This window comes from SAR86 cluster bacterium, from assembly GCA_023703615.1.
In the GTDB taxonomy this organism is placed as follows: domain Bacteria; phylum Pseudomonadota; class Gammaproteobacteria; order Magnimaribacterales; family D2472; genus MED-G85.
The window spans coordinates 895,628-922,076 of record CP097971.1 but is presented as its reverse complement, the minus strand read 5'-3'; the positions used below and the strand labels follow the sequence as shown (position 1 = coordinate 922,076).

Genomic DNA, 26,449 nt, shown 5'->3' with positions numbered 1-26,449 from the left:
TATGAAAGATAGTAAAAATAGCATTTTAATAAAAGATACATCAAAGAATAGTATTTTAAAGCTCGTCTTAAATGATAAAAAAAATCGTAATGCGCTATCTGAAGAAATGATTATCGAATTAAACAAGGAAATACAAAAAGGTAATATAGATGGTTCAATAAGAGTCATAATAATTTCTGCAATTGGCTCAACTTTTTCCTCTGGACACAATTTAAAAGAGATCACTAATGCAAGAGAAAATGATGATGATGGCGATGCTTATTTTGAAAATCTATTTAAAAGATGCTCAGAGTTAATGAAAAATATTGTAAATTGTTCAAAACCTGTTATAGCTGAAGTTGCTGGTCACGCAACTGCTGCTGGTTGTCAATTAGTTGCATCATGTGACTTGGCCGTAGCTTCAGAAGATGCACAATTTGCAACCCCAGGAGTAAATATTGGATTCTTTTGCTCTACTCCAATGGTTGCATTATCAAGAAATGTAGCAAAAAAACATGCTATGGAAATGTTGTTAACAGGCGAAATGATCGACTCAAAGAAAGCTTATGATATAGGCCTTATAAATAAAATTACAACAGCAGATAATCTTAAATTAGAAGTAGACGATCTAGCAAAAAAAATATCAGAAAAATCTTTAATGACTATAAGACTTGGTAAACAAGCTTTTTACAAACAAATTGAATTGGATTTATCAGAGGCATATGATTTTACTTCAAAAGTTATGGAAGAAAATATAAAAAAAAAGGATGCCATTGAGGGTATTGAAGCATTTTTAAGTAAAAGAAAGCCAAACTGGTCAGATGAATAACAAATACGATTTTATAATTTTTGGCGCCTCAGGCTTTACTGGAAAACTAGTTGTTGAATATGTTTTGAAAACTTATGGTTTTAATTCTGGTATTAATTGGGCTATTGCAGGCAGGAATAAACAAAAACTGTTGTCAATAAAAGCAGATCTAGATGCCCCCAATGATCTCGAAATTTTCATTGTAGATAGTAATGATAAAATTTCAATCGACGCAATGATTAATAAAACAAAATGTGTTTTAACTACTGTTGGTCCTTACCAGTTGTATGGAAGTAATATTGTTGAGGCTTGCGTTAATTCTGGAGTTGATTACGTAGATTTATGTGGTGAACCTGGATGGATGTATGAAATGATTGAAAATCATGAAGAAGCCGCAATAAAATCAGGATCAAGAATTATTTTTTCATGTGGATTTGATAGTATTCCATTTGATTTGGGTGTTCATTTTATTCAAAAAGAAACTAAAAAAGTTTATGGTAAAGCTGCAAGCTCTGTTAGGGCAAGGGTGATCGTAATGGATGGAGAATTTTCTGGAGGGACAGCTGCATCTTTAAAAGCAACAATGAAGTCATTAAAACATAAACCAGAACTTTTTGAAGTGCTTGCAAATCCTTTGTCATTATCAAAAATAAAAGATGTAACACCACAACCTCAAGATTCAAAACCATTTTATGATGAAAAGTTACAATCATGGGTTGCACCATTTTTTATGGCACCAATAAATACCAAAAATATCCACAGATCAAACAGTTTGCTAAATTTTCCTTATGGAAAAGATTTTAAATACAATGAAATGTGGGCATCAGGTCCAGGTGATGAAGGAGAAAAACTTTCTAAGCTAATTGCATCAACCAATCCTCTAATGGGAGATAATATTCCTAAACCAGGTGAAGGACCATCAAAGGAATCAAGAGAAAAGGGAAGTTATGATATTCATTTTTATGCAGATATTAATGATGAATTTTTATCAGCTTCAGTCTCTGGCGATATGGATCCTGGCTATGGCTCAACATCAAAAATGATTGCAGAAAGTGCTATATGCATCGTAAAAGAATGCAATGAATTAGTTGGTGGAATATATACGCCATCTTCCTCAATGGGAGTTAAGTTGATAGTTAGATTGGAAAAGAATGCTGGCCTTAAGTTTAAACTCTTAAATTAATCTAATTTGCTGTCAATCAAAACAGCAATAAGCAGAGCAGGCTCATTTCCATTGTTCTGCCATGCATGATTGGTTCCCCTTTGAACAACAACATCAAAAGGTTGTAATTTCACCTCGTCTTCGTCCAGAATTAATGTAACGTCACCCTTTAATAAAATGATGTAATCAATTGTTTCTGTTTTATGCATTGCAGGATGTTTTGAAGTGTCTATTCTGTGATGAGCAGCACCAATTTGTCTAAAAGCAGATTCTGCCATTTCTTCTAACTTATCCAGCGGAACTCCTTCGGGCGTTGGGTTTATCTGAAAATATCTGAATTTTGTTCCATTTTTTATTGGTGATAAAATTATTTCACTGTCCGCTCTGTCATTATTGTCGGTTGTTTTTATAAGATCGCCATCTGTGTTCCATAATTCAAATAGGCCTCCAACTTCCTCTCCAATTGATCTTGGAGGAGGGCCATCCATCATAATCATTGATTTACCCTCTTTATTATGTCCAGTAACTATTCTTCTCATTTAATTTTTCCTTCATCTCTTAATTTTTCTCTAATTTTTGTAGCACTGATGTTTGTTATTTCATCCTCAAAAACTTCCTCTTCAATGCTATAGCCAACTCCTCGGCCATATGAAATATTTACGATATTAGGCACCAGTATGATTTCATACTCTTTTCCTCTATGAAAGTTGTCCTTAATTAATCCAGCTTCAATATTGCCGCATACAGTTATCCAGTCAAATGGATTATCATCCTGATTTTTTCCTCCTGACGAGCCGCCCACATCTCTAACTTGTATAACAACTTGACCAGTTTTTCTTATACACCTTTTGAATAATTCTTGGTGTCCTTCATGCCATGGCTGCCATCTTCCTAACATTAAAACTGTTGGCTTTTTTGGATCAAACATTATCGATTATTTTTTTTGCAATTTCATTATGATTTTTGTCATTAAATTCATTAACTTCATAATCTACATTAGTTGGATTTTCAAACATCTTATTAGTGTCTTCATATCTACCTTTTTTAATTGTATTCATCCAAATAATTATATCTGGATGGAAAATATTTTGTGTTTCTTTAGTGGGGCATACAAAGTCGCATAAAACTGTTCTGTTATGCTTTTTCTCGAAATCAGCTAAATTTCTCATTCTAAGGCTTTGTCGAACTCTTCCTTTTGGAGAAAAGTCCCAATCATTAGCCATTTCTCTAACTTTGTCTGCGTTATACCAAGCTGCATTTAAAAGAGGTTGTAATCTTTCAGCTAAATAAGTTTTACCACTTCCAGGCAATCCCATGATTAAAATTTTCATTACCTAATTTTCTTTATACTAAATATTTCGTTCTTAAAAAACATATTCTTTTCTTTTAAGATAGCTCCCTTTATTTTTTTTGAGAGAAGACTATTTTTTTCAACACTTTGAATGTCTTTTTCTGGTATTTGTCCAACATAAAGAATATTTGCCCACTTTGCATCAATACCATGACCAAAAAGTTCTGAGACTGTTTGATCAGGGGTTCTTCTAAATTTAAAAGTATAGTTTTTAGTTTTTGAGTAAGAATATTTACTATTTTCTCCAACTGGATTTTCTTTTAAAAAATCTACTATATTTTTTGCTTTGCTTGGAAAAGGTACTCTATCTTTCCATGCAATTTTAAGAATTTTTTCAACTGAATCACCGCCACATGAATGTGTTATTAATAATTTTCCTGATTTATTTAGTATCCTCATTAACGGCGCAATTACGTTTGTAACTTTTGACTTTGTATTTGCTGCTGCTCTATAAGCTTGTGATGCTATTACTAAGTCATAATTGTTGTTTTCATAGTCATTATTTATGAAAGGCTCAAGATATCTTTTATGATCTTCTCTATAGATCCTAAGCAAACATGGATTTGAATATGAAGTCTTTCCTTTAGAGTCAATTTCAATACCCCAATTTTTTTTGATAAATCCACCTAGTTTATTAATTTGATCATGGAAGTCGAAAGAATTATCTTCTTTCAAGACCAAGGTATACACTTTAACTTTCTTATCTCTAATTTTTTTTGCATTTTCAATTCTGCCAAGTTCTGAAAATTTAACATTAGTCATTGTGACCATAAGATTAGGATGTTCCACAAATCTATCAGGCATTTTCTCTAGAGTATTTTTTAAGTCCTCATAACTTATTTCTTTTCCAGTAATAAGCAAGGAAGTATATGGATGGAATTTATGAAAACTTTTTATGACATTTGATTTAATTGTCCCGTCTCCAGTACCAGCATCTAAAATTCTTAAATAGGTTTTATTTTGTGGCAATGATTTGATATGTGAATATATTTCAGAAGAAATAGCTCTTTTTTCACCAGTATTTTGAATAAATGAAAGGTATTTCAACCTGTCATCAAAAAATCTTTTTTTGCCCATATTAACCCCAGAGGAGACTATATAAATAAATATAAAAATAAGCAAATAATTCATTTACTCTATGGATATTTTGAGATTAAAATACAAGAAATTTAAGGAAGTTATATGTCCAAGACATCATTACCATTACTCATAGGAATTGGGGCGAGAATAAGAAAATCTCCATATTATGAATCTAATTTAAAATACGGTGTTACAGGTTTTACTGTCTATAATAAAATGTATCTTCCTACTAGTTTTTCTGGTCCTGAAAAAGAATATCAAAGTTTAATTAATGATGTTACTTTTGGTGATTTTGCAGCTGAACGTCAAATTGAAATAAATGGACCTGATGCATATGCCTTCGTAAGATATATTCAACCTAGAAATCTTGAAAACTGTGAAATTGGCTATTGTAAATATATTATTCTTACTGATACCGATGGAGGAATAGTTAACGATGCTTGTCTTCTTAGACTAGAGGAAAATAAATTTTGGATTTCACCGGGAGATGGTGATGTAATTTTATGGTTGCAAGGAATAGCTATAAATTCTGGAATGAATGTAACAATTCACGAACCAGATGTATCTCCTTTGCAAATAAGCGGACCTAAAGCTGGCAAACTGATACAAAAACTTTTTGATGGTAAACACGATGATCTTGGCTATTATAAGGCTGAACAAACATCGCTTGATGACATACCTATGGTTATTGCAAGAACTGGTTGGAGTGGGGAGCTTAGTTATGAACTATATCTTCAAGATAGAAAACTTGGAAATGATCTTTTTGAGAAAGTTTATAAAGCTGCAGAAGAATTTAGTGGCAGAGTTATTGCACCTAATAGCATTAGAACAATAGAAGGCGGTTTATTATCATATGGGAGTGATTTTGGTAGAGAGCACAATCCATTTACAATCGGGTTTGGGCGATTAGTTGATGTTGATCAGGAAATAGACTTCATTGGCAAAGACGCTTTGAAAAAAATTAAAAATGAGGAGCTTAAAGAAAAATTAGTTGGATTGGAAATAGATGGCGATCCATTAATCAAGGCGCCAGAAAATTTTTGGCCAGTAAATAACAATGATATTAAAGTTGGCAGAATTTCAAGAGCAGCTTTTTCACCACGACTTAAAAAAAATATTGGCCTTGCAATTTTAGATATTGATTTCACTTTAGAGGGCACAGAAGTACTAGCTGTAACACCATATGGTGATTTAAATGCAAAAGTTGTAAAGTTGCCTTGGTACAAAGCAGAAAAAAACACTAATCTTGATTAATGTTAATTCAATTCAGATTACCAGCATTAATAATACTTCTTTTTTCATTAAATGTTCATTCTATGATCATTGATAATCTTGACGATAAAAGAGGTCAATGGACAGCGATTTCAGATCAAGTCATGGGAGGCATTTCAGAAGTTACTTTTTCAGAATTTACAGATGGTAAGGAAAAATTTTACAGATTAGAAGGGAATGTTAGTACTAAAAATAACGGTGGTTTTATTCAGTCAGTCATAAAGTTTCCTGTTGATGCCAACAACTTTAAAGGTGTTCGATTTACAGTCAGAGGAACAAATGATGACTATTATTTATGGTTGAGAACACCTGCAAGCAGATTTCCATGGGATAGATACATAGCTTCGTTTAAACCCAACGAAGACTGGAGTATTATTGAAATACCATTTTCATCTTTAAAAAAATCGAATTTTTATATGCCAAGAAAAATTAATTTATCTAAAATTAGGACAATTGCTTTTGCTGCGTATGGTAAGGACTTTGAAGCAAAACTAGATATAGCTAATATAGAGCTATATTAAAATATGTTTTCAAGCGCAGAAAGCTCTTTCATGAGCCTTGCAATGGATCAAGCCAAAGCAGCATATCAAAATAATGAGGTACCTGTCGGTGCAATAATAGTGAAAGACAATAAAGTAATTGGTAAAGGAAGAAATAGAGTAATTGAAAATCAAAATGTTTCATCTCATGCGGAAATAGAGGCAATAACAGACGCATCAAAAAAAATTAAGAACTATAGATTAAATAGATCAACTATGTATGTCACACTTGAGCCTTGTCACATGTGCTTAAAAGCAATGATTGATGCAAGAATTGATGAAGTTATTTTTGCAACACTTGAGCCTAAAACTGGCAGCATAATTTCAATTGACAATTTTCTTGATAGAATCAAGTTAAATCATAAGGTTTACTTTCGATATGGCTTAATGAAAGAAAAGAGCGAAAAATTACTAAAGGACTTTTTTAAAGATAGAAGGTAATTAAGATAAATCCTTTTTCATTGTACTATGTGGAATTTGTATGTTTGAAGTGTAGGGACCAACTACTTCATAATTGAGTGATCTATAAAAATCTACAATATTATTTCTTGCATTTAGCAAAATATGATTTGCTCCATGATTCATAGCTAATCTTTCTAACTCTTTTATTATTTTTGATCCTATACCAAGCCTTCTATAATTTTTAGATACACCCATATATCTTATTTGCCCTTGGTTTGGATTATTTAAGTGAAATCTTCCACATGCTATTACCTTCTGCTTTAATGTGATGCCCATAAGATGAATGCTAATTTCTTCGAAATTATCTTGTAAAGGTATATGCGACATTTTTAGTGGCTTTCTCAATACCTCCCATCTAAAGTTTTCATAATTTTTCCATTCTTCTTTTGTTGAGGGAGATCTTATCTCAAAATTATTCTTCATTAAGGTATTTTTAATTCAACCCAAACAGGGCAATGATCAGATGGTTTTTCCATCGCTCTTGCATCATAATCTATACCAACATTAGAAATCGCATCAGCAAGATTATTTGAAATCATTATATGGTCTATTCTTAAGCCTCTTTTAGGATTATCATCAAACATTCTAGACCTGTAATCAAACCATGAATATGTAGATGAATCTTCTGGATATTTTTTTCTCCAAGAATCAACAAACCCTAAATTCTGAATACTATTCCACATTTCTCTTTCTTGAGGTTGGAAAGAAGTTTTTCCATCCCTTAACCATCTTTTTACATTTTCTGAACCGATTCCTATATCAATATCTTTAGGTGCAACATTAAAATCGCCCATTACAATTAAATTTTCTTTTGATTTTTTCAAAACTTCAATATGTTTTTTTAGATCTTCATAATATTTAATTTTTTTTGGGAATTTTGTTTCATGATGAATATTTTCTCCTTGTGGAAAGTAACCATTCATAATTGTAATTTCTGAATTATTAACAGCATAGGTGCATTGAATAAACCTTTTTTGATCTTCATCAATGTCATCTTTAAAACCTTTGATAGTTTTAGTTGGTTTTAGTTTGCTTAATATGGCAACACCATAGTGACCTTTTTGCCCCCAGTACTCTGGGTGATATCCAATTTCTTCAATAACTTCTATGGGAAAATCTGGATCATTTACTTTTGTTTCTTGCAATCCAATTACATCTGGATCAATTGTGTCTCTCAGATGAATTAGTTGATGCGGCCTTGCTCTTATACTATTAATGTTAAAGGATACAATTTTCATAGCTAGTTATTCATACTTACCATAAAGGATTTACTTAAGTTTAAAAAATCTATGGCTATATTAGTAGATTCAATTAAAAGAAAATCTTTTTTTAAATCAATTTCATTCTCTAATATTGAAGGATCATTATTTGTATTGTCATAATCTTCATAACTTTTAAAAGGCTCATATCCAAGATTAATTCTCCTTTCATTTTCTATCTGAAGTAACCAAGACCTTCTTAAACTTTTTTGTATGTTTCTTTCATCTAAATTTAAAGATAGAACCTTTTTATTTTTATTTAAATCATACCTTTCTTTTAGTTGTGAAATATATTTTAAGTTAGGCTCATTTTCCAATCTTTTTGAATGCTCTAACTTAATTACATTTATAAATTCGTCAGGAAGATAGAATTTTTTGTGTTTATAAGGTCTTATCGTATCCCATGACAAGGAAGTAGAATAAGAACTCTCTCCAACTGATTCTGTATCCCAAGTTGATGGAAGAATAATATCTGGAAGAACGCCTTTATTTTGGGTACTTGTTCCATCAATTCTATAATATTTAGATTCAGTAACTTTTATTTGCCCACTTGAAAGATTTTCTAAGCTTTGCACAGTACCTTTTCCAAAAGTTCTATGACCAACTACTATTCCGCGATTATAATCTTGAATTGCTGCAGCAACTATCTCTGAGGCTGATGCAGAATATCTGTTAACTAAAACAATCACAGGTTTTTTCCAAATTTGTACTGCTCTTGAACTTCCCCATGGTTGAATATAACCAGCACTATATTTTATTTGTACCGTTGGTCCAGATGAAACAAATAATCCAATAATTCTATTTGCTTCCATTAGAGCGCCGCCACCATTATTTCTTAAATCTAAAACAACAGCGTCAACATTATTTTCATTAAACTGCTCTAATATTTTTTTTACATCTTTGCTGCTACTTCTGTAATTTAAATCTCTATCTTGATAAGAATTAAAATCAATATAAAAACTGGGTAAGTCTACAATCCCAATTTTGTAACCATCGTCAGATTCATATATTTTTGATTTTGCTGCTCTATCCTCTAGTTTAATTTCCTCTCGTTGAAGAATAACTTTTTTTCTGTCAGCGCCATTTCCAGTTTCTGAAGAGATTAATTCAATTTCTACCTTTGTACCCGAATCGCCTCTAATAAGCCTAACAACTTCATCAATTCTCCATCCGACAACGTCAACAAAATTTTCGGAATCTGTTTGTCTTATTCTTGTGATTTTATCATCAGGAGATATCTTTCCAGATTTTTCGGCTGGCCCACCTGGGACCAGGCTAACTATTCTTGTGTAGTCATCATCTGTTCCAAGAAGCGCACCAATACCCTCAAGACTTAGACTCATATCCATATCAAAATCTTCTGCTGATCTTGGAGAAAGGTATGATGAATGAGGGTCAAACTGATTAGTTAAAATATTTATAGCTAGCGAAAAAATATCCTCTTCTTTTTGTTGAGAAATTCTTTTTATTCTATTGTTATACCTTTTAACCAAATCTTTTTTTGGATCTAATGAAGCTTCTTCTGTAAGTTTTAAAACCAAAAGATCATTCTTTGTTGATAACTTCCATATTTCCTTTAGACTTTTTTTATCTATTGGCCATAAATTATCCTCATAATAAATGTCCATAAAGTCTTTCTTTTCAAAATCAAACTCTATCTGATTAATTAAATTAATTTGATAATTTGAGTATTCAACGATTCTGGAAAAATACAAATTAATAATTTTATAAGCAAGCTCTAAATCATAATTAACTTTAATTTCAGAATTTGATAGATTTATAAAATTGAAAACTTCGTCCTCAGTGAAGTACATTTTGTTTTCATCTAATTTATCTATAAGTGACTCTATATAATTTTGATTAAAATCCACTAAGTATTTATTTTTAAGAAAATGATTTCTTTCGAGTTTTCTAAATATTTCTTTGCTTAAATTCATTTTTTCATCACTTAGATCTATTTCTTTAAAATCATAACTTTCCGAACTAAGAAAAGAGCTTAATAAGGCAAAAATTACTAAATTTTTATTTATAAAACTTATACTCATTTTTTTTAAAAGCCTTGAAATAACGCAGCTTCTTCTCGAATAATTTCTGGTGCACCTAATAACTGTCTATTTACACCAATTCTCTTAAACCAAAAATGTAAACCTAATAAATCTGTAAAGCCCATACCGCCATGAACTTCTGTCGCTTTTTTTGAAATCATCTTAGAAACATCTGAGATATGTGATTTTGCATGACAGGCCATAATTTTTTTGTTTTTCTCATTATTGTCAAAGGAATGAGCAGCATGCCATAAAAGTGAATAACATGGTTCTAGTTCTGAAGCCATCTCTGCACACATATGTTTGACAGCCTGAAATGATCCAATAGCTCTATTAAATTGCTTTCTTTCTTTCGAGTACTCTATTGCTTTATTTAGCATGGCTTTTGATGCACCCAATGAGTCAGCAGCTATTGTTATTCTTCCTGCATCAATAGCATTATTTACTGCCTCAATAGAATTTGAAGTACTTTCTAAAATATCTATTTCAGCATTATTAAAAAGTATTTCTTGAAAGACTCTAGTTTTATCAACCGTAATTAAATTAATAATTTCAATTTCACTAGACTCCATAGAGACTATACCTAATTGACCATTTTTATCAGATACCATTAGATGTGTTGCATAATCAGAATCTATCACAAAAAATGTTTTACCGCTTATTTTATTGTTTGAAAACTCAAGATTTGATTCATTTCTCGATCCAAAAAATTCTGAAAAACCTACACTAAAATTAATATTATTTTTTGACATCTCATTTAAATAGAAATTTCTTTGTTTTTTATTAGCACCATATTTCATTGCTATTGGAGCCATTACATACGAGCCCGTAAAGGGAAGGGTAGCAATACTTTCTCCAAGACTTTGTGAAATTGCAGTTGCAAAAAGTAGATCTAATCCAAGCCCGCCATTTTCTTCAGGAATTAAAATGTTATTGATACCCAAAGTTATAATTCCTTTATGGAGATCCTCTTTGGTTGTCATATCATCATTATTCGCAATCTTTCTGACGATATCCAAAGGCCCATTATCTTCAAGAAATTTTTTTACATTGTCTTGAAAAAATATCTGATCTTCAGATAATCCAAAATACATATTACGCTCCTTGTTGAACCTTTGGCTCTCTTGGCATGCCAAGGCCTCTCTCTGAGATAATGTTTTTTTGAATTTGGCTTGTTCCTCCACCAATTATTAATCCAAGAAAATACATGTATGCAACTTGCCATGATCCACCATCTCTAATATTAGGACTATTTTCATACAGTGTTCCTAGCTCACCCATAACATCTATGGCAAAACCTTCAAGTTCATGCCTTAACTCTGTCCCAACAAGCTTCTGAATCATGCCAGCAATCTTTACATCTTGATTTTTATTTACCTTAGCAGATAAAACTCTAAGCGAGTTTGATTGAAAAGCAATTACTTTTCCTTGAATTTTCATAAGTTTATCTCTGTAAACTGGATTATTAATAACTTTTTCACCGTTAACAGATTCTTGTTTCATTCTTTCAATAAGTGAATTTAATCTGTTCATCATTGCATTTGGATCTGAAAGTGATCCCCTTTCATGGCTTAATGTTGCATTTGCAACCGCCCAACCTTCACCTCGTTTACCAACAATATTTTTTTCAGGAATTGTGACATCCGTAAAGAATACTTCGTTAAATCCAGCATTTAAAGTCATATCAACCAATGGCCTGATCTCAATTCCTGGAGTATCCATTGGGATTAACAAATAACTTATTCCGGCATGTTTTGTAGCACTGATCTCTGTTCTCACCAGGCAAAACATCATTTGTGAAAACTGAGCGGTACTAGTCCAAATTTTTTGCCCATTTATTACCCAATTACCATCAATTAACTCGCCTTTTGTTTGCAAATTTGCTAAATCACTCCCAGCATTAGGTTCTGAGTAACCCTGACACCATATGATTTCTCCATGTAATGTAGGTTTTATATATTTTTGTTTTTGTTCTTCAGTTCCAAGTTCTAAAAGAGTTGGAACAAGCATATCAATTCCTTGACCACCCATTGGTGGCGGTATTTTTGCCTTTGCAAACTCTTCTGCAATTATTCTGCTTTTAACAATATCACTCTCTCCACCATAGCCCCCATATGCCACTGGTATCGATCTTGCAAAATAACCTTTTTCAATAAGTTTTTTTTGCCAATCTGATCTTGTCATTTTAATTTCACCTGATTTAAATGAATCAGATAGAGGCACCTTAGATGAGTCTGTAAAATGCACTCCTTTATATTTTTTACAAAACTCTTTTATTTCTTTTTTAAAATCTTTATATTTTGTTCCAAAATTTAAATCCACAACAATTCCTTTTTAATCCCAATTTGGTTTTCTTTTTTCTAGAAAGGCACTTATACCTTCTTTAGCATCTTCGCCTTTGAAGCATTTTTCTATTTGTTCCTTTAAGTATGGAAGGGCATCATCGAAACTTTTTGCGTCTTGTTTCTCATATGCCTCTAGGCCAAATTTCATTGTTTCTGGCGCTAAACTTGCAAGCTCATTAGCTAGTTTATCAACTTTTTCGTTAAGTTCTTCTTTTTTTACAGATTCATTTATCAAACCCCAGTCCTCTGCTTTTTTTGAATCAATTGGCTTGCCTCGCATTATAAAATCAAGGCCAGCTCTTTTAGGCATAACTCGAAATAAACCAGCCATCACCATAAAAGGCCATAATCCTCTATGAATCTCAGGTGCTGAGAAGGTTGCTTCATTGACCGCAATTGCATGAGTCGAATTAGATACAATCAAGAGAGCACCAGCTAAGACCGAACCTTGAATTTTACAAATAACAGGTTTGTATAAATGCCTTAAGGATAAGCTTATATCATCAGCATCTTCTAATTTTGGTACATTTGATTCAGATTTGCTTCTTGATAGATCTGCACCAGCACAAAAAATATCACCCTTTGCAGCTATAATTACTACTCTTATAGATTTTTCTTGTTTTGCATATGCTAAAGCATAATTAATTTCATTCATCATTACATTATTTAGAGCATTCTTTTTTTCAGGCCTATTGAGCATGATGCTCATGATATTATTTTTTATATCTAATTCAGTTGCTTTAAATATGAGACCATCTAAAGATAATTTTTTCATCTGATTTCTCCAATAATACTTTGTGGAACTTTGATTTTTTTTGCTCTTAAATATTCACCTAAAGATTTAGCTTGTCCATCTTTTTTGTCATTTGATGAAATTCCATCTTGTAATATGTCATGAATATAAAAATTAAGAGAGTTTATATTGGCTAATTCAAATCGTTCAACTTTAAATTGATTTAAATCTGGCAATAATTCTTTAAGCTTTTTCACTGTTAAAAAATTATGAAGAAAAGCAAATGAGTCTGAATTTTTGGCCCAAACGCCAAGATTTGCGCATCCTCCTTTGTCACCAGATCTTGTTCCATAAATTTCACCAAAGTAGATTTGTTTTTCATCTTCTTTTTTAATCTTTTTAACTTTAATGGGCTCTTTCTGATAATAAATTTCATCCAATTCTAATTGACTCGTTGGTATAACTTCTATTTCTTTGCCATCAATATGAACTTTTTCTTTAATATGTTTACTATTCACCAAAGAGGGCCAGTAAACAATCACTGGTCCACTAGGTTTAACGCCGCCTTGTGCAAAAAAACCTGGGATATTTGCTAAAGCTAATTCAATTATTTTTGCGCTAAATAGTCTGCCAACTAAGTTTTGATCTTTTGATTTAACTGAAACTAAAAGTGATGCCATTGCTTCTTCGTTAGTGATTGGATTTTCTTTATCTGTACGATGAAGCTGAATGGAAACTTCATCGAATTGTTTTTTACCACCAACTGAATTAAATAACGCATCTGTAAAAACTTTTGCTTTGGCTTCTATATCTAAACCAGTCAGAATAATTTCCATTCCATTTCTAAAACCTCCTGCAAGATTTATACATACTTTATGTTTATTTGGTGGTGAACTACCTCTGCAACCAGACACATAGACTCTATCCTCTTCTACCTCTTCAATTTTTAATGTATCAAAATGAGCTATTACATCTGGATTAACGTAGGCTGGCGAATTTATTTCATATAATAGTTGAGCAGTTACCGTTCCACAGGAAACCAAACCTCCAGTATTAGGATGTTTTGTAATGAAAAAACTGCCGTCTTCATATATTTCAGCAATCGGATAACCAATATTATCAAAACTTTTAACTTCTTTAAAAAAAGCATAATTGCCACCAGTTGCCTGACACCCACATTCAATAATATGACCTGCTGCAAGTGCTCCTGCTAAAGAATCATAGTTATCTCTTTCCCAATTAAACTTCCATGCAGCTGGCCCAATTACCACGGCTGCATCTGTCACTCTTGGACAGACGACAATATCAGCACCTTTATCTAGAGCCTCTTTTATACCCCAAGCACCGAGATAAGCATTTGCTGTCAATGGTGAATAATCCGATTCGTTTAATTTGATATCTTTATCAATATTCTTAAACTCTTCTCCCAATTCACTTAATTCAGGAATTATTGGCATTAAATCATCACCATCTATATAGGCTACTTTCATATTTATTGACTGTTGCTTTAAAATTTTCTCAATCTCATTGGCCATAGACTTTGGATTTAATCCACCAGCATTACTTACAATCTTGATATTCTTTTCCATGCATGACTTTGCAATTTGATTGATTTGTTTCAAAAAGGTTCCTACATAGCCTTTATCTTCTCCTCTTTGCATTTTTTGACCAAAGAGAATTGCCATGGTTAATTCAGCAAGATAGTCACCAGTCAGAACATCAATAGGGCCTCCATCTACTAAATCTTTTGCGGCAGATAATTTATCCCCATAAAATCCACTGCAATTAGCAATTTTTATATAGTCTTTATTCATTAGTTTTCTAATTTAATTCCATTCAAAATTATGCTTGTAATTGAATTTGCAGATTCTTCAGGTGTTAAATTAATTGAATTTTTATTTTCCTCTTTAAAAAATTCTCTACCTATTCCTCCTAGAAGTATTGCGAAAGCTTTGACATCAATTAATTTAATTTCTTTTCTTTCAATAGCTTCTTCTAAGAGCCTTTTAATATAATTTTTTATAAAGTTTTCATGATAATCAGCTGTTGTTTTTGACCCATTAATTTTTTCCATATCTATTAAAAATCTATCAAACTTTGGGCCAACAGCTTGATTAACTATAAAAAGGTATTGCTCTAATTTATTTATTGGCGAATCAATTTCATTAACAGAATCCATTGCAAATTTACCTAATTTTTTTAGAATATTGTCCATTGTCATTAAAATCAATTTATCTCTGCTTGGAGCAATTTCGTATAGCGTTCGTAGAGAAATTTTAAGTTTCGTAGCTATTTCAGACATTGTAAGGTCTGGAACACCTTGTTCCAGTAATCTTTCTAAAGCATCTATAATTTCATAGTGTCTTTTTGTATAGATTCTTGAATTTTTATTGCCCAGAGAGTTATTTTTATATTCTAAATTATGCATTAACTAATTATTTGACTACCATCAATAAAGCACCATTTTCAACTTGATCATTTAAAGATATTAATAGCTCTGAAACAGTGCCATCTTCGACAGCTTTAATCGAGTGTTCCATTTTCATTGCTTCAAGAATAACCAAGGTATCGCCAGCCTTTACTTTTTTACCTTTTTTCACTTTTACATCAATGACTTTTCCAGGCATAGGGGCTACAAGCCCGCCAGCAGTAACTTCTGTACCTGGTATCTTAAATCTCGGCTTCAATTGCAGCATCACATCACCAAACGGCATATGAACTAATATTTTATTTTTTGATACCGTAACTCTGGAATAGTGTCTCTTGCCATCAAAGAGAAGATCTATTCCATCTTCATCGCATGAATAAATATATGCTTCCTTATTATTTGAAAAAAGAAATTTTCTGTCTCGTTGTTGTTTATATTCAATATCATATTCAGTAGCTTCAAATTCAAAAGTTATCTTTTGATTTGGTAATCTTCCGTTTGTCCAGCCTGAAGGCATAAATTTTGCTGTATTCGAATTGTTTCTGTTTTGTTGTTGCATCCACATTGCTGCAATAGCTGAAACATGCTCTATTTCTGATTGATTGATTTCAAGCTTCCTGCTGGGCTTTACTCTTTCAATAAAATCTGAGGTAGTATCTCCGTCTAAAAATTCCTTAGTTTTAAGACAATTTATTAAAAAATCTCTATTAGTTTTTACACCTCCAATATGAGCTGACTCAAGAGCTTTTGCTAGTTTAACTGCAGCATCAGTTCTGTTTGGAGCATACGAAATTATTTTTGCGAGCATGGGATCAAAATCCGTTCCTACTATAGTGCCTTTCTGAACACCTGTATCCCATCTTGCCTCTGCAGAATTATTTTCTTCGAAAGCGATTAAAGTCCCTATTTCTGGAAGAAAGTCATTATTTGGATCCTCAGCATATAGTCTTGCCTCGATAGATGATCCAGTCCAAGTTATATCTTTTTGATCAAATTCAATAGATTCACCTCTAGCAATTTTAAGTTGTTCGCATACCAAATCTACTCCTGTAACTTCCTCTGTTACTGGATGTTCAACTTGAAGCCTTGTATTAACCTCTAAAAACCAAAACTCTTCGGTTTTATCATCAAATAGAAACTCTACTGTACCAGCAGATTCATATTTAATTTTTTTTGCAAGTTTGACGGCTGCTTCACCCATTTTATTTCTTACTTCATCAGAAATTCTTGGAGATGGGGACTCTTCGATTATTTTTTGATGCCTTCTTTGAATTGAGCATTCTCGTTCACCTAAGTGAACAACATTACCTTTAAAGTCACCTAAAATTTGAATTTCAATATGTCTAGATTTTTTTACATATCTTTCAATAAAGATTCTTTCGTCATTGAATCCACTTTTAGCTTCTCTTTGTGCACTTACAATAGATTCCTTTAAATCCCTTTCTTGATTCACAATCCTCATTCCTTTTCCACCACCACCAGCAGCTGCTTTAATAAGAAGAGGGTACCCAATTTTTTTTGCTTCGCTAGGCTTTGATGTCATTGGTAGGGTAGGAACATCAGCTTTAATTGCTAATTCCTTTGCTTTTAATTTATCTCCCATCACTGAGATAACATGCGGGGAGGGACCAACCCAAATTAATTTTTCTTTTCTTACTTTTTTTGCGAAAGAAGCATTTTCTGATAAAAATCCATACCCAGGATGAATTGCTTGAGCACCAGATGTTTTAGCAGCTTCAATTATTTGATCTCCATCAAGATATCCTCCATCTTCCAATCTAATTGATTCATCGGCTTGTTTAACAAATAGCGAATCCCTGTCAGCATCAACATATACAGCAATAGATCTTATTCCCATTTCTTTTGCAGTTTTAATAATTCTGCATGAAATTTCGCCTCTATTGGCAATAAGTATTGAATTAAATATCATAATCTAAATACTCCATATTCTCTTGCTCCTTCAATAACGTTATTACTAACAATTGAAAGGCAAAATCCAATTACATCTCTTGTATCTCTTGGATCAATGATCCCATCATCAGTAAGCATACTGCTTGCAACTAGTCCATGAGATAATTTTTCAAGGTAGTCAATTACCATTGCTTTAAGTTGTTCATCGGCTTTTTCATCAAACTTTTTACCGTCTCTTTTGGCTTTTGCTTTTCTAACAATAGACATTACTCCTGCCATTTGTTCTGGTCCCATGACTGCAATTTTGGCTGTTGGCCATAGGAATGTGAATCTATTATTAAATGCCTTTCCGGACATTGCATAAGTCCCAGCTCCATAAGATGCTCCCACAATAAATGTTATATGCGGCACCATTGAATTTGAAACAGCATTTATAAGCTGAGAGCCTTTTTTAATAATACCTTGCCTTTCAAAATCTTTACCTACCAGAAAACCAGTTACATTGTGAAGAAATATAAGTGGAATATCTCTTTTATTGCACAATTGAATAAAACTTGCACCTTTTTCAGCAGATTCAGGGTATATCGGCCCATTATTACCAATAATTCCAATCTGATATCCATGAACTGAAGCCCAACCACACACCAAAGATGAGCCATATAAAGGTTTGAATTCTTCAAATTTTGAACCATCAGCAAATCTGGCAATAATTTCTTTTATATCAACTGCAGATTTTAGATCTTCGCTAAGAATACCCAATAACTCTTCTTTATCATATTTTGGTTCTTCAGATAAAATTTTTGGTTCAGGACCTTTTTTTGACCAGTTCAAATGAGATACAACCTCTCTACATATTCTTAAAGCATCCATTTCATCTTCAGCTAAATAATCAGAAAGTCCAGAAACCTCAGAGTGCATTTGAGCTCCACCAAGTGTTTCATCGTCTGATTCTTCTCCAGTTGCCATTTTCACTAAAGGTGGACCTGCAAGAAAAGCTTTTGATTGGTCCTTAATAAATATATTGTAATCAGACATTCCTGGTTGATATGCTCCACCAGCTGTAGAGGAACCAAAAACAACCGAAATCACAGGAATTCTTAATTTTGATAATTCAGTCATTTCATAGAAAAATCTACCTGTGGATGCAAAGTGTCCTTGTTGAAGGGTTGGTGCAATTGGCGGCGAATCACCACTATTGTTTGGTATGCTTAAATCACCACCAGCTGATTCAACAAAACTTATAAATGGTATTCTATTTTCTCTTGCAATTTCTTTAGCCCTTTTCCATTTTTCACCAACATAAACAGTCATAGCCCCTGCTTTAACAGTTGGATCATTAGCAAAAATTACACACTCTATTCCAGAAATAATGCCAACACCAGAAACACATCCACCGCCTACATTGTAATTGTTGGTTCCATAGGCCGCAAAGGGTTGAATTTCTAAAAAAGGACTGTCTTGATCAAGAACATTCAAGACTCTTTGTCTAACTGGCATTTTTCCTCGTTTTGCTAAACGTTCATGATGATGAATACCTCCCCCGATTTCGGCTAAATCAAGAAGACCATCTAAAAATTTTAGCTTTTCAAGCATCACTTCTTTATTTTTGAGATATTGTTCTGATTTAGTGTCTAGATTTGTCTTAATTTCTGGAGAAATATTTTCTTTTTTCATAATAATAAGCCTTAATTAGATATTAATGGTAATATAATATATGTAATATTACCACTAATTAGTTGTAAAATAATTATTTGTAATTCTATTTATGATAAAAATATACGGCACAGAAAATTCTAGAGCAATGCGACCAATATGGACTGCAGAAGAAATGGGATTAGATTATGAATTAGTAATGATGCCATTTCCTCCAAGGGTATTTATGAAAGAATATTTAGATATTAATATGCTTGGAACAGTTCCATATATGATTGATGGCGACATTAAAATGACAGAATCTGTTGGAATTTCTCAATATTTAGTAGAAAAGTACGGCCCAACTGATCTTCAAGTATTACCAAATGAAGACGATTACCCATTATATCTAAATTGGTTATTTCACTCTGATGCTACATTGACGTTTCCACAAACAGTTGTTCTTAGATATAAATTTCAAGAGCCAGGAGTTGCTGATGCTGCTGTTGAAGGATATAGCAGATGGTTTGTTTCAAGGTTGAAACTTCTTGAAAAATCCTTAGATAATAAAGATTACTTATGTTCAAACCGTTTCACATTGGCAGATATTTGTGTAAGTTATGCAATAAATCTTGCTGAAGCGCTTGGTATTGAGCAAGCATTTAAACCAAACATAAAGAGGTGGTCTGATAATTTATTCTCAAGACCTGCTTTTATTAAAAGTAAGAGTTATAAATATGAACTTAAAAACTAAAATTTTAAATTACTTATTACTAGTCTTATTTGCCATTCCATATCTAGATGCAAGCAAAACCTCACATGTCAAAACAATATATCTTGGCTCTGGTTGCTTTTGGGGAGCTGAAAAGGGTTATGAATTAATGGATGGAGTCATTAATGCAGAATCTGGCTATGCAAATGGGTATGGCATTTCACCAAATTACAGATCAATAACTCAGTTTAAAAATAAGTATAACGATAATAATTTTGTTGAAGTTGTAAAAATCACTTTTAACAGTAATGCTGTTTCCCTTGAAAATATTTTAAAACACTTTTTTGAAACTCATGACCCGACTCAACTGAATAGGCAAGGCAATGATATAGGCACACAATACAGATCAACAATTCTTTTTCAAAATGAATATCAAAAAGAACTCGCAGAGAAAGTTATGGCAGAATACCAAGAACTTTTGATTGAGGGAGATTATGGAAAAATTAGAACTAAGCTGGAACCTTTAGATAATTTCTATCTTGCCGAAGAATATCATCAGGACTATTTAAAAAAGAATCCCAATGGTTATTGTCCTGATCTATCCACAGGAATTGTATTTAATAATAAAGAAAAAAACTTCTTAGATAATGAATATCTCCTTACTGCAAAGCAAATTTTAGTTTTAGACTCACAAAATTATTGTCCTTATTGTGAGAAATTTAAGCATGATGTGACTAGTGGTTATAAAGGAAGCATCCCACTTAGTTACAGAACCTCAGATCAATTGCATGGCCTTGAAATTTCATCTCCAACTTGGGCTACACCATCATTAATTTTTCTAGAAAATGGAAAAGAAGTTTTTTCACATCAAGGCTATATAAATCAAAAAGATTTTTATCAACTATTAGGTAAATTTAAATTAGGAGATTCTGAAGCATATAACGTGGCATTTAACAAAGGAACTGATGAGCGCTTTTGCAAAGAATATCAAATTTTTAAAAATACACCGGATGGTTTATTTATAGACAAACTAAGCGGAGAACCTCTATTTGATACAAAAAATAGATTTGTCTCAAGGTCAGGATGGTTATCTTTCACAAAACCTGTTGAGGGGTCTGTATATGAATTACCTGATAATAGTTATGGTATGAAAAGGACTGAAATAAGATCAGTTTCCTCGAATATACATCTAGGACATGTTTTTGATGATGGTCCAAATGGAATGCCAAGATATTGTATAAATGCCACGGTTCTTGAATTTAAGACGAGAGATGAGATTACTAATGTAAAAATAAAGGAGAGTGCATGAAAGGAAAAATAGCTAGTTACATAACCATTGGAACTAATGACCTTGAAAGAGCAAAAATTTTTTATGACGAATTATTTAGTGAAATGGAAGTTAAAAGTTTCAAGCCAAACGAAAGAAGTTATTTTTGGACTATTCCTGGAGATGACACTATGTTTGCAGTCTTTGTTCCATATGATGGTGAGGAAGCATCTGTGGGTAACGGAAGCATGACAGGTTTTACAATGAAAACAGAAAAAGATGTGAATACTTTATATGAAAAAGCTATATCATTAGGTGCAACAGATGCTGGTGCTCCTGGTCAAAGAGCTACAGGTTTTTATGGAGGTTATGTTAGAGATCTTGATGGTAATAAGCTTACTTTTTGCAAGTTTGGATAGACTTTTTTACTCTGATAGAAATTCATTAATTCTCTCATAAGAATTTAAGAATTCTTCTTTAAACTTTTGAACAGTCTGTCCAGCAGAGATTGACTCATTCACGAGTCCAATACCTTGACCAACCCAATAAGTTTCAAGTTGTTTTGCGCCATCATGACCAATGGCTGCCTGATCAGATATCTTTTTTAAAGCAGGCTCACTAACCATTGTTTGAAGTGGCATTGGCAAGGGCTCTGGAGCATTTTTATCCTCCCATGCTTCAACCCATGGTGAAGAAAGTTGCCTTGAATGTTTACCTGTTCGACTTTTTGATCTCACTGTATGACTTGATGATGCAGCAACTAATTTTTCCTTTATGTTATCAGACGTCTCAGCTTCTGTGGTTGGAAGAAAAACAGATGCACACCATACTCCATCAGCACCCATAGCCATGATGCCTGCCATTTGTTCTCCAGTACAGATTCCTCCAGCAGCAAGTATTGGAACATTTCCATAGGGTTTAAGCGCTCTTCTTACTTCTGGTACAAGAACCATTGTAGAAACACTCCCACAATGCCCACCGCCCTCTGTTCCTGAAACGACAATAATATCAACTCCGGCCTCAGCTTGTTTAATAGCATGTTGTTTAGCTCCAACAAGAGCTGCGACTGGTACATTATTCTGTTTGCCCATTTCTAACATCCATTTTGGTGGAACCCCCAACGCATTTGCTACAAGACTTATGCGATGTGAGAAAGCAACTTCTAAGACTTCTTTTGCGCCATCTAGTCCAGCTCCAAGAACTTCATTAGAGTTTTGTTCTATTTTTTCTGAATCTTTAATGCTTCTCAAATCATTAGCATCAATATCATATTGCTCTAATACATCAGCACGAAATTCGCGATGTTCTTGAGGTATCATAGATCTCAAATCATTACTTGTAAGATTTTCCCCTTTTCCAACATATGAATTTGGGACTAGAACATCAACTCCATAAGGCTTGCCGTCAATGTGTTGATCAATCCAATTTAACTCAATTTCTAATTTTTCTGGTGAAAGCCCAACTGCACCAAGAACACCAATACCACCGGCTTTTGAAACAGCTGCTACAACATCTCTACAGTGACTAAACGCTACTAATGGGAATTCTATATCAAGTATTTTACAAATTTGTGATTCCATAATTTCTTTATTATAAATTTAATCTTATTCTATATTACTTACTTTAAATTTTGAATGAATTAGAATGTGCATATGTTGAGTTTTACAGTTCCTGACATATGCGATACTTTCGATGATCTTAAAATAGGGGACCTATTTTTAAATTCTTATGGCGGTAATGAAAAATTTTATGGACAAATTATCACTGCAAAATGTGAACACTCAAATAGCGTTGTAAAAGATATTGTAAAAGAAAATGGAAAGGGAAAAGTTTTATTGATAGAGCATACAGGCTCGAAGTTATGTTCTATGGTTGGTGATCAGATAGTCAACCAAGCATTTGACAATAAATGGAATGGGATTATTACTAATGGACATATTCGAGATATTGAAATAATTAAAGACATCGATATTGGTGTATATGCAAAAAATTCATTTCCATTGAAAACTGATAAAAGTAGAGGTGTTGGAATTATAAATGTTCCTGTAACTTTTGGTTCTATAAATATTAATCCTGATGATTGGATTTATGTTGATGCTAATGGATGGGTTGTGAGTAGTTCTGAATTAAAATTTTAACTTTTCGATATTTAAGTCTTTTTCAGCCCAAATCTCTTCGATCCAATTTTTAAAATTTTCTCTATACTCTTGATCAGAAAAATAATTTTTATTTTTAAGATTTTCTGGAATTTTATATTTTTTAATTAGCACTTTTACATCTCTCATATCACCATTAAGAAAAGACCAAGAATTTCTTTTGTCAGATTTATAAATTAATGAAAAATCTAGAAGATATTCTATTTCTGTAACAGCAGATAATGCCGTTGCAATACCACCGATTTTTGGCTTTAAAAGATTTTTATATGGTGACTGTTGAATTGCATGTTTTTCTTTAGTATTTCTTGTGCCTTCAGCATAACTAAAAATTGTAGCAGGGGCTCTTGTAAGTCTTTTGCATTCTGCAATTGTATTTTTATAATCTTGAAATTGTAAATCAGGATTTTTTTCAATGTCTTCTTTTGAGTGTCTATTTACAAATGGCATGTTTAAACATTTATTTGCAAGATATACAAAGGGGACCCATTTGAGTTCCTTTTTCATAAAAAACCTAATAAGAGGAATTTTATAGTTTGCAGAGGCAAGAATGATAAAGATATCTGCCCATGATTGATGATTAGATATTCCTAAATACCAATCTTTTGTACTTAAAGTTTCATTATTAATAATCTGAATTTTATTTCCATGAATCAATATCATAATATATTTGAAACCAATAACAGTTAGATCTCCAATAATATTGGAGAACTTAGCTAAAGATTTTTTTATAGATTTGATTGGCAAAAGCATTCTTGGAATGTTTGCAATAGTCAGGCTTGAAAATCCTATGGTTAATTCAACAATTAAAAGTAGAAAAAATACCAAGCCTGTAATACTTGATTTGATTAATTTCATTTTTATTTATTAATATCAAAAGCCAGTTAAATTAGCATATCTTTCTGTATGAAATATAGAATTACCAAATATATTTTCAATAACTCTACTTCTTTTTAAATAGAAACCAATATCATATTCATCTGTAACTCCAATCCCACCATGCATTTGGATGGCCTCGTTTGAAACTAAATGTAAGGTTTCTCCTGCAACAGTTTTTGCGAGACTAGATAGGCGTTGCAATTCATTTGAATTTTCATCTGCTCCATGACTGGCAGCCATGACCGATGATTTAGTTAATTCAAGTTCGCAAAACATTTGAGCTGCTCTATGTTGAAGGGCTTGAAATGTACCTATTAATACACCAAATTGCTTCCTTTGTTTTAGATAATCAATTGTTGTTTCAAATGCAGCTTCTGCATTCCCTAACATTTCTGCAGATATTGCTATTCTTCCAATATCAAGAATTCTTTCAATAGATTCACCACCAGTTTCTAAACTACCGAGTATATTCTCTGCAGGTATCAAAACGTTATCAAAATAAATGTTTGCATAATTTCTTGAATCTGCCATATCAGTTTTGACTTTTTTAATTCCCTCATTGTCTGCATCTGTTATGAAAATTGTTAAACCAGTATCATCTCCTTTGTTTCCAGAAGTTCTGGCAACAATAATCAATGTATCAGCGCTTGATCCATCTACAACAAAAGATTTTTTACCGTTTAGAACATATGAATTTTTTTTCAATGTTGCAGTCATTGAAATATTACGAGGATCATGATGACTGGACTCGTCTATAGCCAAGGCTGTTGTGATCTCTCCAGAAATTATTCTAGGTAAGTATTTTTCTTTTTGTTCTTGATTGCCAAAATTTGTAATGGCATAAGCACCTAGTACACCTGTTGCAAAAAGTGGAGACGGCGTCAAAGTTTTTGCACATTCTTGTAAGATAACGCTTATTCCAGTAACACCAAAATCAGATCCTCCAAATTCCTCTGGTATCAAAATTCCTGCCCAACCTAGAGCGACCATTTCTTTCCACACTTCGCTATCCCATAGTTGTGGATCATTTGAATCTCTCAAATTTCTAAAATGCGAAATTGGTGTTTTTTCTGATGCAAAATCTGAAGCAGTATCTTTTAAAAACTGTTGCTCTTCAGTGAGAATTAGTTTCATACTTTTTTACTAATTAGTTGGCAATCCTAATACTCTTTTAGAAATAACATTTAATTGCACCTCAGAAGTTCCGCCTTCCAAAGAGTTACCTTTTGTTCTTAACCAAGCTCGAGTTAAGTTTTTGTCTTCTTTATCAAACTCATCACCATCCCAAGCAACTCCATCAGTTCCCATCGCAGAAACCATAAGCTCGTGTCTTTTTTTGTTATGTTCTGTTCCATAAAGTTTAAACATTGATGCAGTAGCGCTTGCTTTACCGCCCTCATCACCAGCTCTTTTAAGCGTTAGGCCAAATGCATGTTCTTTAATTTTGTGAGATGCAATTTGAGATCTATAAAAATTATTTTTTATTTTTCCATTTTCTTCACCAACATGTTTTTTAGCAATTGAAACTAGGTCCTTCCCACTACCCATAGCAGATGCAAGACCAAAGTTTGATATGAAAGCTCTTTCATGTTGAAGTAATGCTTTTGCAATAGTCCATCCAGCATTTAGCTCTCCAACTAAATTTTTTTTAGGTACCTCAACATCATCAAAAAAAGTCTCGCAAAAGGGTGATTTCCCACTGATAAGAGTTATTGGTTTTGTCGATACACCTTTACTTTCCATATCAATTAGCAAGAAGCTTATTCCGTCATGTTTTGGTTCCTTAGGGCCTGTTCTAACCAGTGCGAAAATCCAATCAGCTTTATCTGCATATGATGTCCAAACTTTTTGACCATTTACACAAAAATTATTACCAACATCATCAGCTTTTGTTGACAAACTAGCTAAATCCGAGCCAGAGCCAGGTTCGCTATAACCTTGACACCATCTAATTTCACCTTTGATTATTTTTGGAAGGTGTTCTTTTTTTTGTTCTTCAGTTCCATACTCTAGAAGTACTGGAGCAAGCATCCAAATACCAAAACTCAGTAGGGGTGATTTTGCTCCAATCATGAACATTTCTTGATTTAAAATTTTTACCTCATCAGCGGACAATCCTCCGCCTCCGTATTCTTTTGGGACTGTAGGCATAGTCCAACCTTTAGCGCCCATTCTGTCTAACCAAATTTTGGATTCTGGGTTTTTGTACACAGCTTTTCTGCCACCCCACACCTCATCAATTGGAGTTTTTGGATCTGCACCAGTTCTCATTGATTTGGGGCAGTTAGTATCTAACCATTCTTTTGTTTCCTGTCTAAATTTTTCTAGATTATCCATCTTGAGTTAAAAAATGTGTGTATTAACATTTATTTATTATAAGGATAAAAAATTTTTTTTCGAGGATGAAAGAAAAAAAAATCCTTATCAATATT

27 protein-coding genes are annotated in these 26,449 nt (G+C 32.7%); 9 read left to right on the top strand and 18 right to left on the bottom strand.

The window, feature by feature from the left end; genetic code table 11:
• The first annotated feature begins 1 nt into the window (after position 1).
• Together M9C80_04780 and M9C80_04775 are read left to right on the top strand one after the other, a co-directional pair.
• Positions 2-808 carry an enoyl-CoA hydratase gene (locus tag M9C80_04780; GenBank protein ID URQ69254.1) on the top strand — a complete coding sequence of 269 codons (807 nt, stop codon included), beginning with the start codon at positions 2-4 and terminating at the stop codon, positions 806-808.
• Positions 801-1,970 (top strand): saccharopine dehydrogenase NADP-binding domain-containing protein, encoded by a 1,170-nt coding sequence (locus M9C80_04775; protein ID URQ69253.1) that lies wholly within the window; start codon positions 801-803, stop codon positions 1,968-1,970. Before M9C80_04780 ends, M9C80_04775 begins: the two co-directional genes overlap by 8 nt.
• On the opposite strand, the gene M9C80_04770 is transcribed toward M9C80_04775, so the two are convergent.
• The 4 genes from M9C80_04770 to M9C80_04755 are packed head-to-tail and all read right to left on the bottom strand — an operon-like array spanning position 1,967 to position 4,377.
• Positions 1,967-2,488 carry a cupin domain-containing protein gene (locus M9C80_04770; GenBank protein ID URQ69252.1) on the bottom strand — a complete coding sequence of 174 codons (522 nt, stop codon included), beginning with the start codon at positions 2,486-2,488 and terminating at the stop codon, positions 1,967-1,969. The two genes, M9C80_04775 and M9C80_04770, sit on opposite strands and share 4 nt — an antisense overlap.
• A complete protein-coding gene (locus M9C80_04765; protein ID URQ69251.1) occupies positions 2,485-2,877 on the bottom strand; it encodes a cytidyltransferase in 393 nt (130 codons plus the stop codon). The genes M9C80_04770 and M9C80_04765 overlap by 4 nt, the downstream gene beginning before the upstream one ends.
• Positions 2,870-3,280: an adenylyl-sulfate kinase gene (locus tag M9C80_04760; protein ID URQ69250.1), complete on the bottom strand. Its 411-nt coding sequence runs from the start codon at positions 3,278-3,280 to the stop codon at positions 2,870-2,872. Before M9C80_04760 ends, M9C80_04765 begins: the two co-directional genes overlap by 8 nt.
• Entirely contained in the window at positions 3,280-4,377 is a 1,098-nt protein-coding gene (locus M9C80_04755; protein ID URQ69249.1) for a hypothetical protein, read from the bottom strand. Before M9C80_04755 ends, M9C80_04760 begins: the two co-directional genes overlap by 1 nt.
• Positions 4,378-4,482: 105 nt before the next feature.
• Between M9C80_04755 and M9C80_04750 the strand changes: the two genes are divergently transcribed.
• Genes M9C80_04750 through M9C80_04740 form a run of 3 tightly spaced genes read left to right on the top strand, consistent with a single transcriptional unit; the run spans position 4,483 to position 6,632 of the window.
• Complete coding sequence (locus M9C80_04750) at positions 4,483-5,634, top strand: glycine cleavage system protein T (GenBank protein ID URQ69248.1); 1,152 nt, start codon at positions 4,483-4,485, stop codon at positions 5,632-5,634.
• Positions 5,634-6,173 (top strand): CIA30 family protein, encoded by a 540-nt coding sequence (locus M9C80_04745; GenBank protein ID URQ69247.1) that lies wholly within the window; start codon positions 5,634-5,636, stop codon positions 6,171-6,173. The genes M9C80_04750 and M9C80_04745 overlap by 1 nt, the downstream gene beginning before the upstream one ends.
• 3 nt (positions 6,174-6,176) lie before the next feature.
• Positions 6,177-6,632, top strand: coding sequence for a nucleoside deaminase (locus M9C80_04740; protein ID URQ69246.1), 456 nt, complete (start codon positions 6,177-6,179; stop codon positions 6,630-6,632).
• Here M9C80_04740 and M9C80_04735 read toward each other — a convergent pair whose 3' ends face one another.
• Genes M9C80_04735 through M9C80_04690 form a run of 10 tightly spaced genes read right to left on the bottom strand, consistent with a single transcriptional unit; the run spans position 6,633 to position 19,048 of the window.
• Entirely contained in the window at positions 6,633-7,076 is a 444-nt protein-coding gene (locus M9C80_04735; GenBank protein URQ69245.1) for a GNAT family N-acetyltransferase, read from the bottom strand.
• Entirely contained in the window at positions 7,076-7,891 is an 816-nt protein-coding gene (gene xthA / locus M9C80_04730) for an exodeoxyribonuclease III (protein URQ69244.1), read from the bottom strand. The genes M9C80_04735 and xthA overlap by 1 nt, the downstream gene beginning before the upstream one ends.
• A gap of 2 nt (positions 7,892-7,893) precedes the next feature.
• A complete protein-coding gene (locus M9C80_04725; GenBank protein URQ69243.1) occupies positions 7,894-9,957 on the bottom strand; it encodes a carboxy terminal-processing peptidase in 2,064 nt (687 codons plus the stop codon).
• 5 nt (positions 9,958-9,962) lie between these two features.
• Positions 9,963-11,051: an acyl-CoA/acyl-ACP dehydrogenase gene (locus tag M9C80_04720; protein URQ69242.1), complete on the bottom strand. Its 1,089-nt coding sequence runs from the start codon at positions 11,049-11,051 to the stop codon at positions 9,963-9,965.
• 1 nt (position 11,052) lies between these two features.
• The gene (locus M9C80_04715; GenBank protein ID URQ69241.1) at positions 11,053-12,279 is read right to left on the bottom strand and encodes an acyl-CoA dehydrogenase family protein; all 1,227 of its coding nucleotides are present in this window, start codon (positions 12,277-12,279) and stop codon (positions 11,053-11,055) included.
• A 12-nt stretch (positions 12,280-12,291) separates the two neighbouring features.
• On the bottom strand, positions 12,292-13,077 hold the full coding sequence (locus M9C80_04710; protein URQ69240.1) for an enoyl-CoA hydratase-related protein: 786 nt from the start codon (positions 13,075-13,077) through the stop codon (positions 12,292-12,294).
• Complete coding sequence (locus M9C80_04705; protein URQ69239.1) at positions 13,074-14,849, bottom strand: DUF1446 domain-containing protein; 1,776 nt, start codon at positions 14,847-14,849, stop codon at positions 13,074-13,076. Before M9C80_04705 ends, M9C80_04710 begins: the two co-directional genes overlap by 4 nt.
• Complete coding sequence (locus tag M9C80_04700; GenBank protein ID URQ69238.1) at positions 14,849-15,463, bottom strand: TetR/AcrR family transcriptional regulator; 615 nt, start codon at positions 15,461-15,463, stop codon at positions 14,849-14,851. The genes M9C80_04705 and M9C80_04700 overlap by 1 nt, the downstream gene beginning before the upstream one ends.
• Before the next feature lie 7 nt (positions 15,464-15,470).
• Positions 15,471-17,393 (bottom strand): biotin/lipoyl-binding protein, encoded by a 1,923-nt coding sequence (locus tag M9C80_04695; protein URQ69237.1) that lies wholly within the window; start codon positions 17,391-17,393, stop codon positions 15,471-15,473.
• Positions 17,390-19,048, bottom strand: a complete 1,659-nt coding sequence (locus M9C80_04690) for an acyl-CoA carboxylase subunit beta (GenBank protein ID URQ69236.1) — start codon at positions 19,046-19,048, stop codon at positions 17,390-17,392. Before M9C80_04690 ends, M9C80_04695 begins: the two co-directional genes overlap by 4 nt.
• A 91-nt stretch (positions 19,049-19,139) precedes the next feature.
• Here M9C80_04690 and M9C80_04685 point away from each other — a divergent pair, with 91 nt between their 5' ends.
• The 3 genes from M9C80_04685 to M9C80_04675 are packed head-to-tail and all read left to right on the top strand — an operon-like array spanning position 19,140 to position 21,404.
• On the top strand, positions 19,140-19,760 hold the full coding sequence (locus M9C80_04685) for a glutathione S-transferase family protein (protein URQ69235.1): 621 nt from the start codon (positions 19,140-19,142) through the stop codon (positions 19,758-19,760).
• On the top strand, positions 19,744-21,027 hold the full coding sequence (gene msrA / locus M9C80_04680; GenBank protein ID URQ69234.1) for a peptide-methionine (S)-S-oxide reductase MsrA: 1,284 nt from the start codon (positions 19,744-19,746) through the stop codon (positions 21,025-21,027). Before M9C80_04685 ends, msrA begins: the two co-directional genes overlap by 17 nt.
• Positions 21,024-21,404, top strand: coding sequence for a VOC family protein (locus tag M9C80_04675; GenBank protein ID URQ69233.1), 381 nt, complete (start codon positions 21,024-21,026; stop codon positions 21,402-21,404). Before msrA ends, M9C80_04675 begins: the two co-directional genes overlap by 4 nt.
• Positions 21,405-21,410: 6 nt before the next feature.
• Here the strand turns inward: M9C80_04675 and M9C80_04670 are convergent, their stop codons facing one another.
• Positions 21,411-22,565, bottom strand: a complete 1,155-nt coding sequence (locus M9C80_04670) for a nitronate monooxygenase (GenBank protein URQ69232.1) — start codon at positions 22,563-22,565, stop codon at positions 21,411-21,413.
• A gap of 72 nt (positions 22,566-22,637) precedes the next feature.
• Here M9C80_04670 and rraA point away from each other — a divergent pair, with 72 nt between their 5' ends.
• Positions 22,638-23,123 carry a ribonuclease E activity regulator RraA gene (rraA, locus tag M9C80_04665; protein URQ69231.1) on the top strand — a complete coding sequence of 162 codons (486 nt, stop codon included), beginning with the start codon at positions 22,638-22,640 and terminating at the stop codon, positions 23,121-23,123.
• Here rraA and M9C80_04660 read toward each other — a convergent pair.
• The 3 genes from M9C80_04660 to M9C80_04650 are packed head-to-tail and all read right to left on the bottom strand — an operon-like array spanning position 23,112 to position 26,354.
• Entirely contained in the window at positions 23,112-23,996 is an 885-nt protein-coding gene (locus tag M9C80_04660) for an acetyltransferase (GenBank protein URQ69230.1), read from the bottom strand. The two genes, rraA and M9C80_04660, sit on opposite strands and share 12 nt — an antisense overlap.
• A 15-nt stretch (positions 23,997-24,011) precedes the next feature.
• The gene (locus M9C80_04655; protein ID URQ69229.1) at positions 24,012-25,151 is read right to left on the bottom strand and encodes an acyl-CoA dehydrogenase family protein; all 1,140 of its coding nucleotides are present in this window, start codon (positions 25,149-25,151) and stop codon (positions 24,012-24,014) included.
• Between the two features lie 9 nt (positions 25,152-25,160).
• The gene (locus M9C80_04650; protein ID URQ69228.1) at positions 25,161-26,354 is read right to left on the bottom strand and encodes an acyl-CoA dehydrogenase family protein; all 1,194 of its coding nucleotides are present in this window, start codon (positions 26,352-26,354) and stop codon (positions 25,161-25,163) included.
• Between the last annotated feature and the right edge of the window lie 95 nt (positions 26,355-26,449).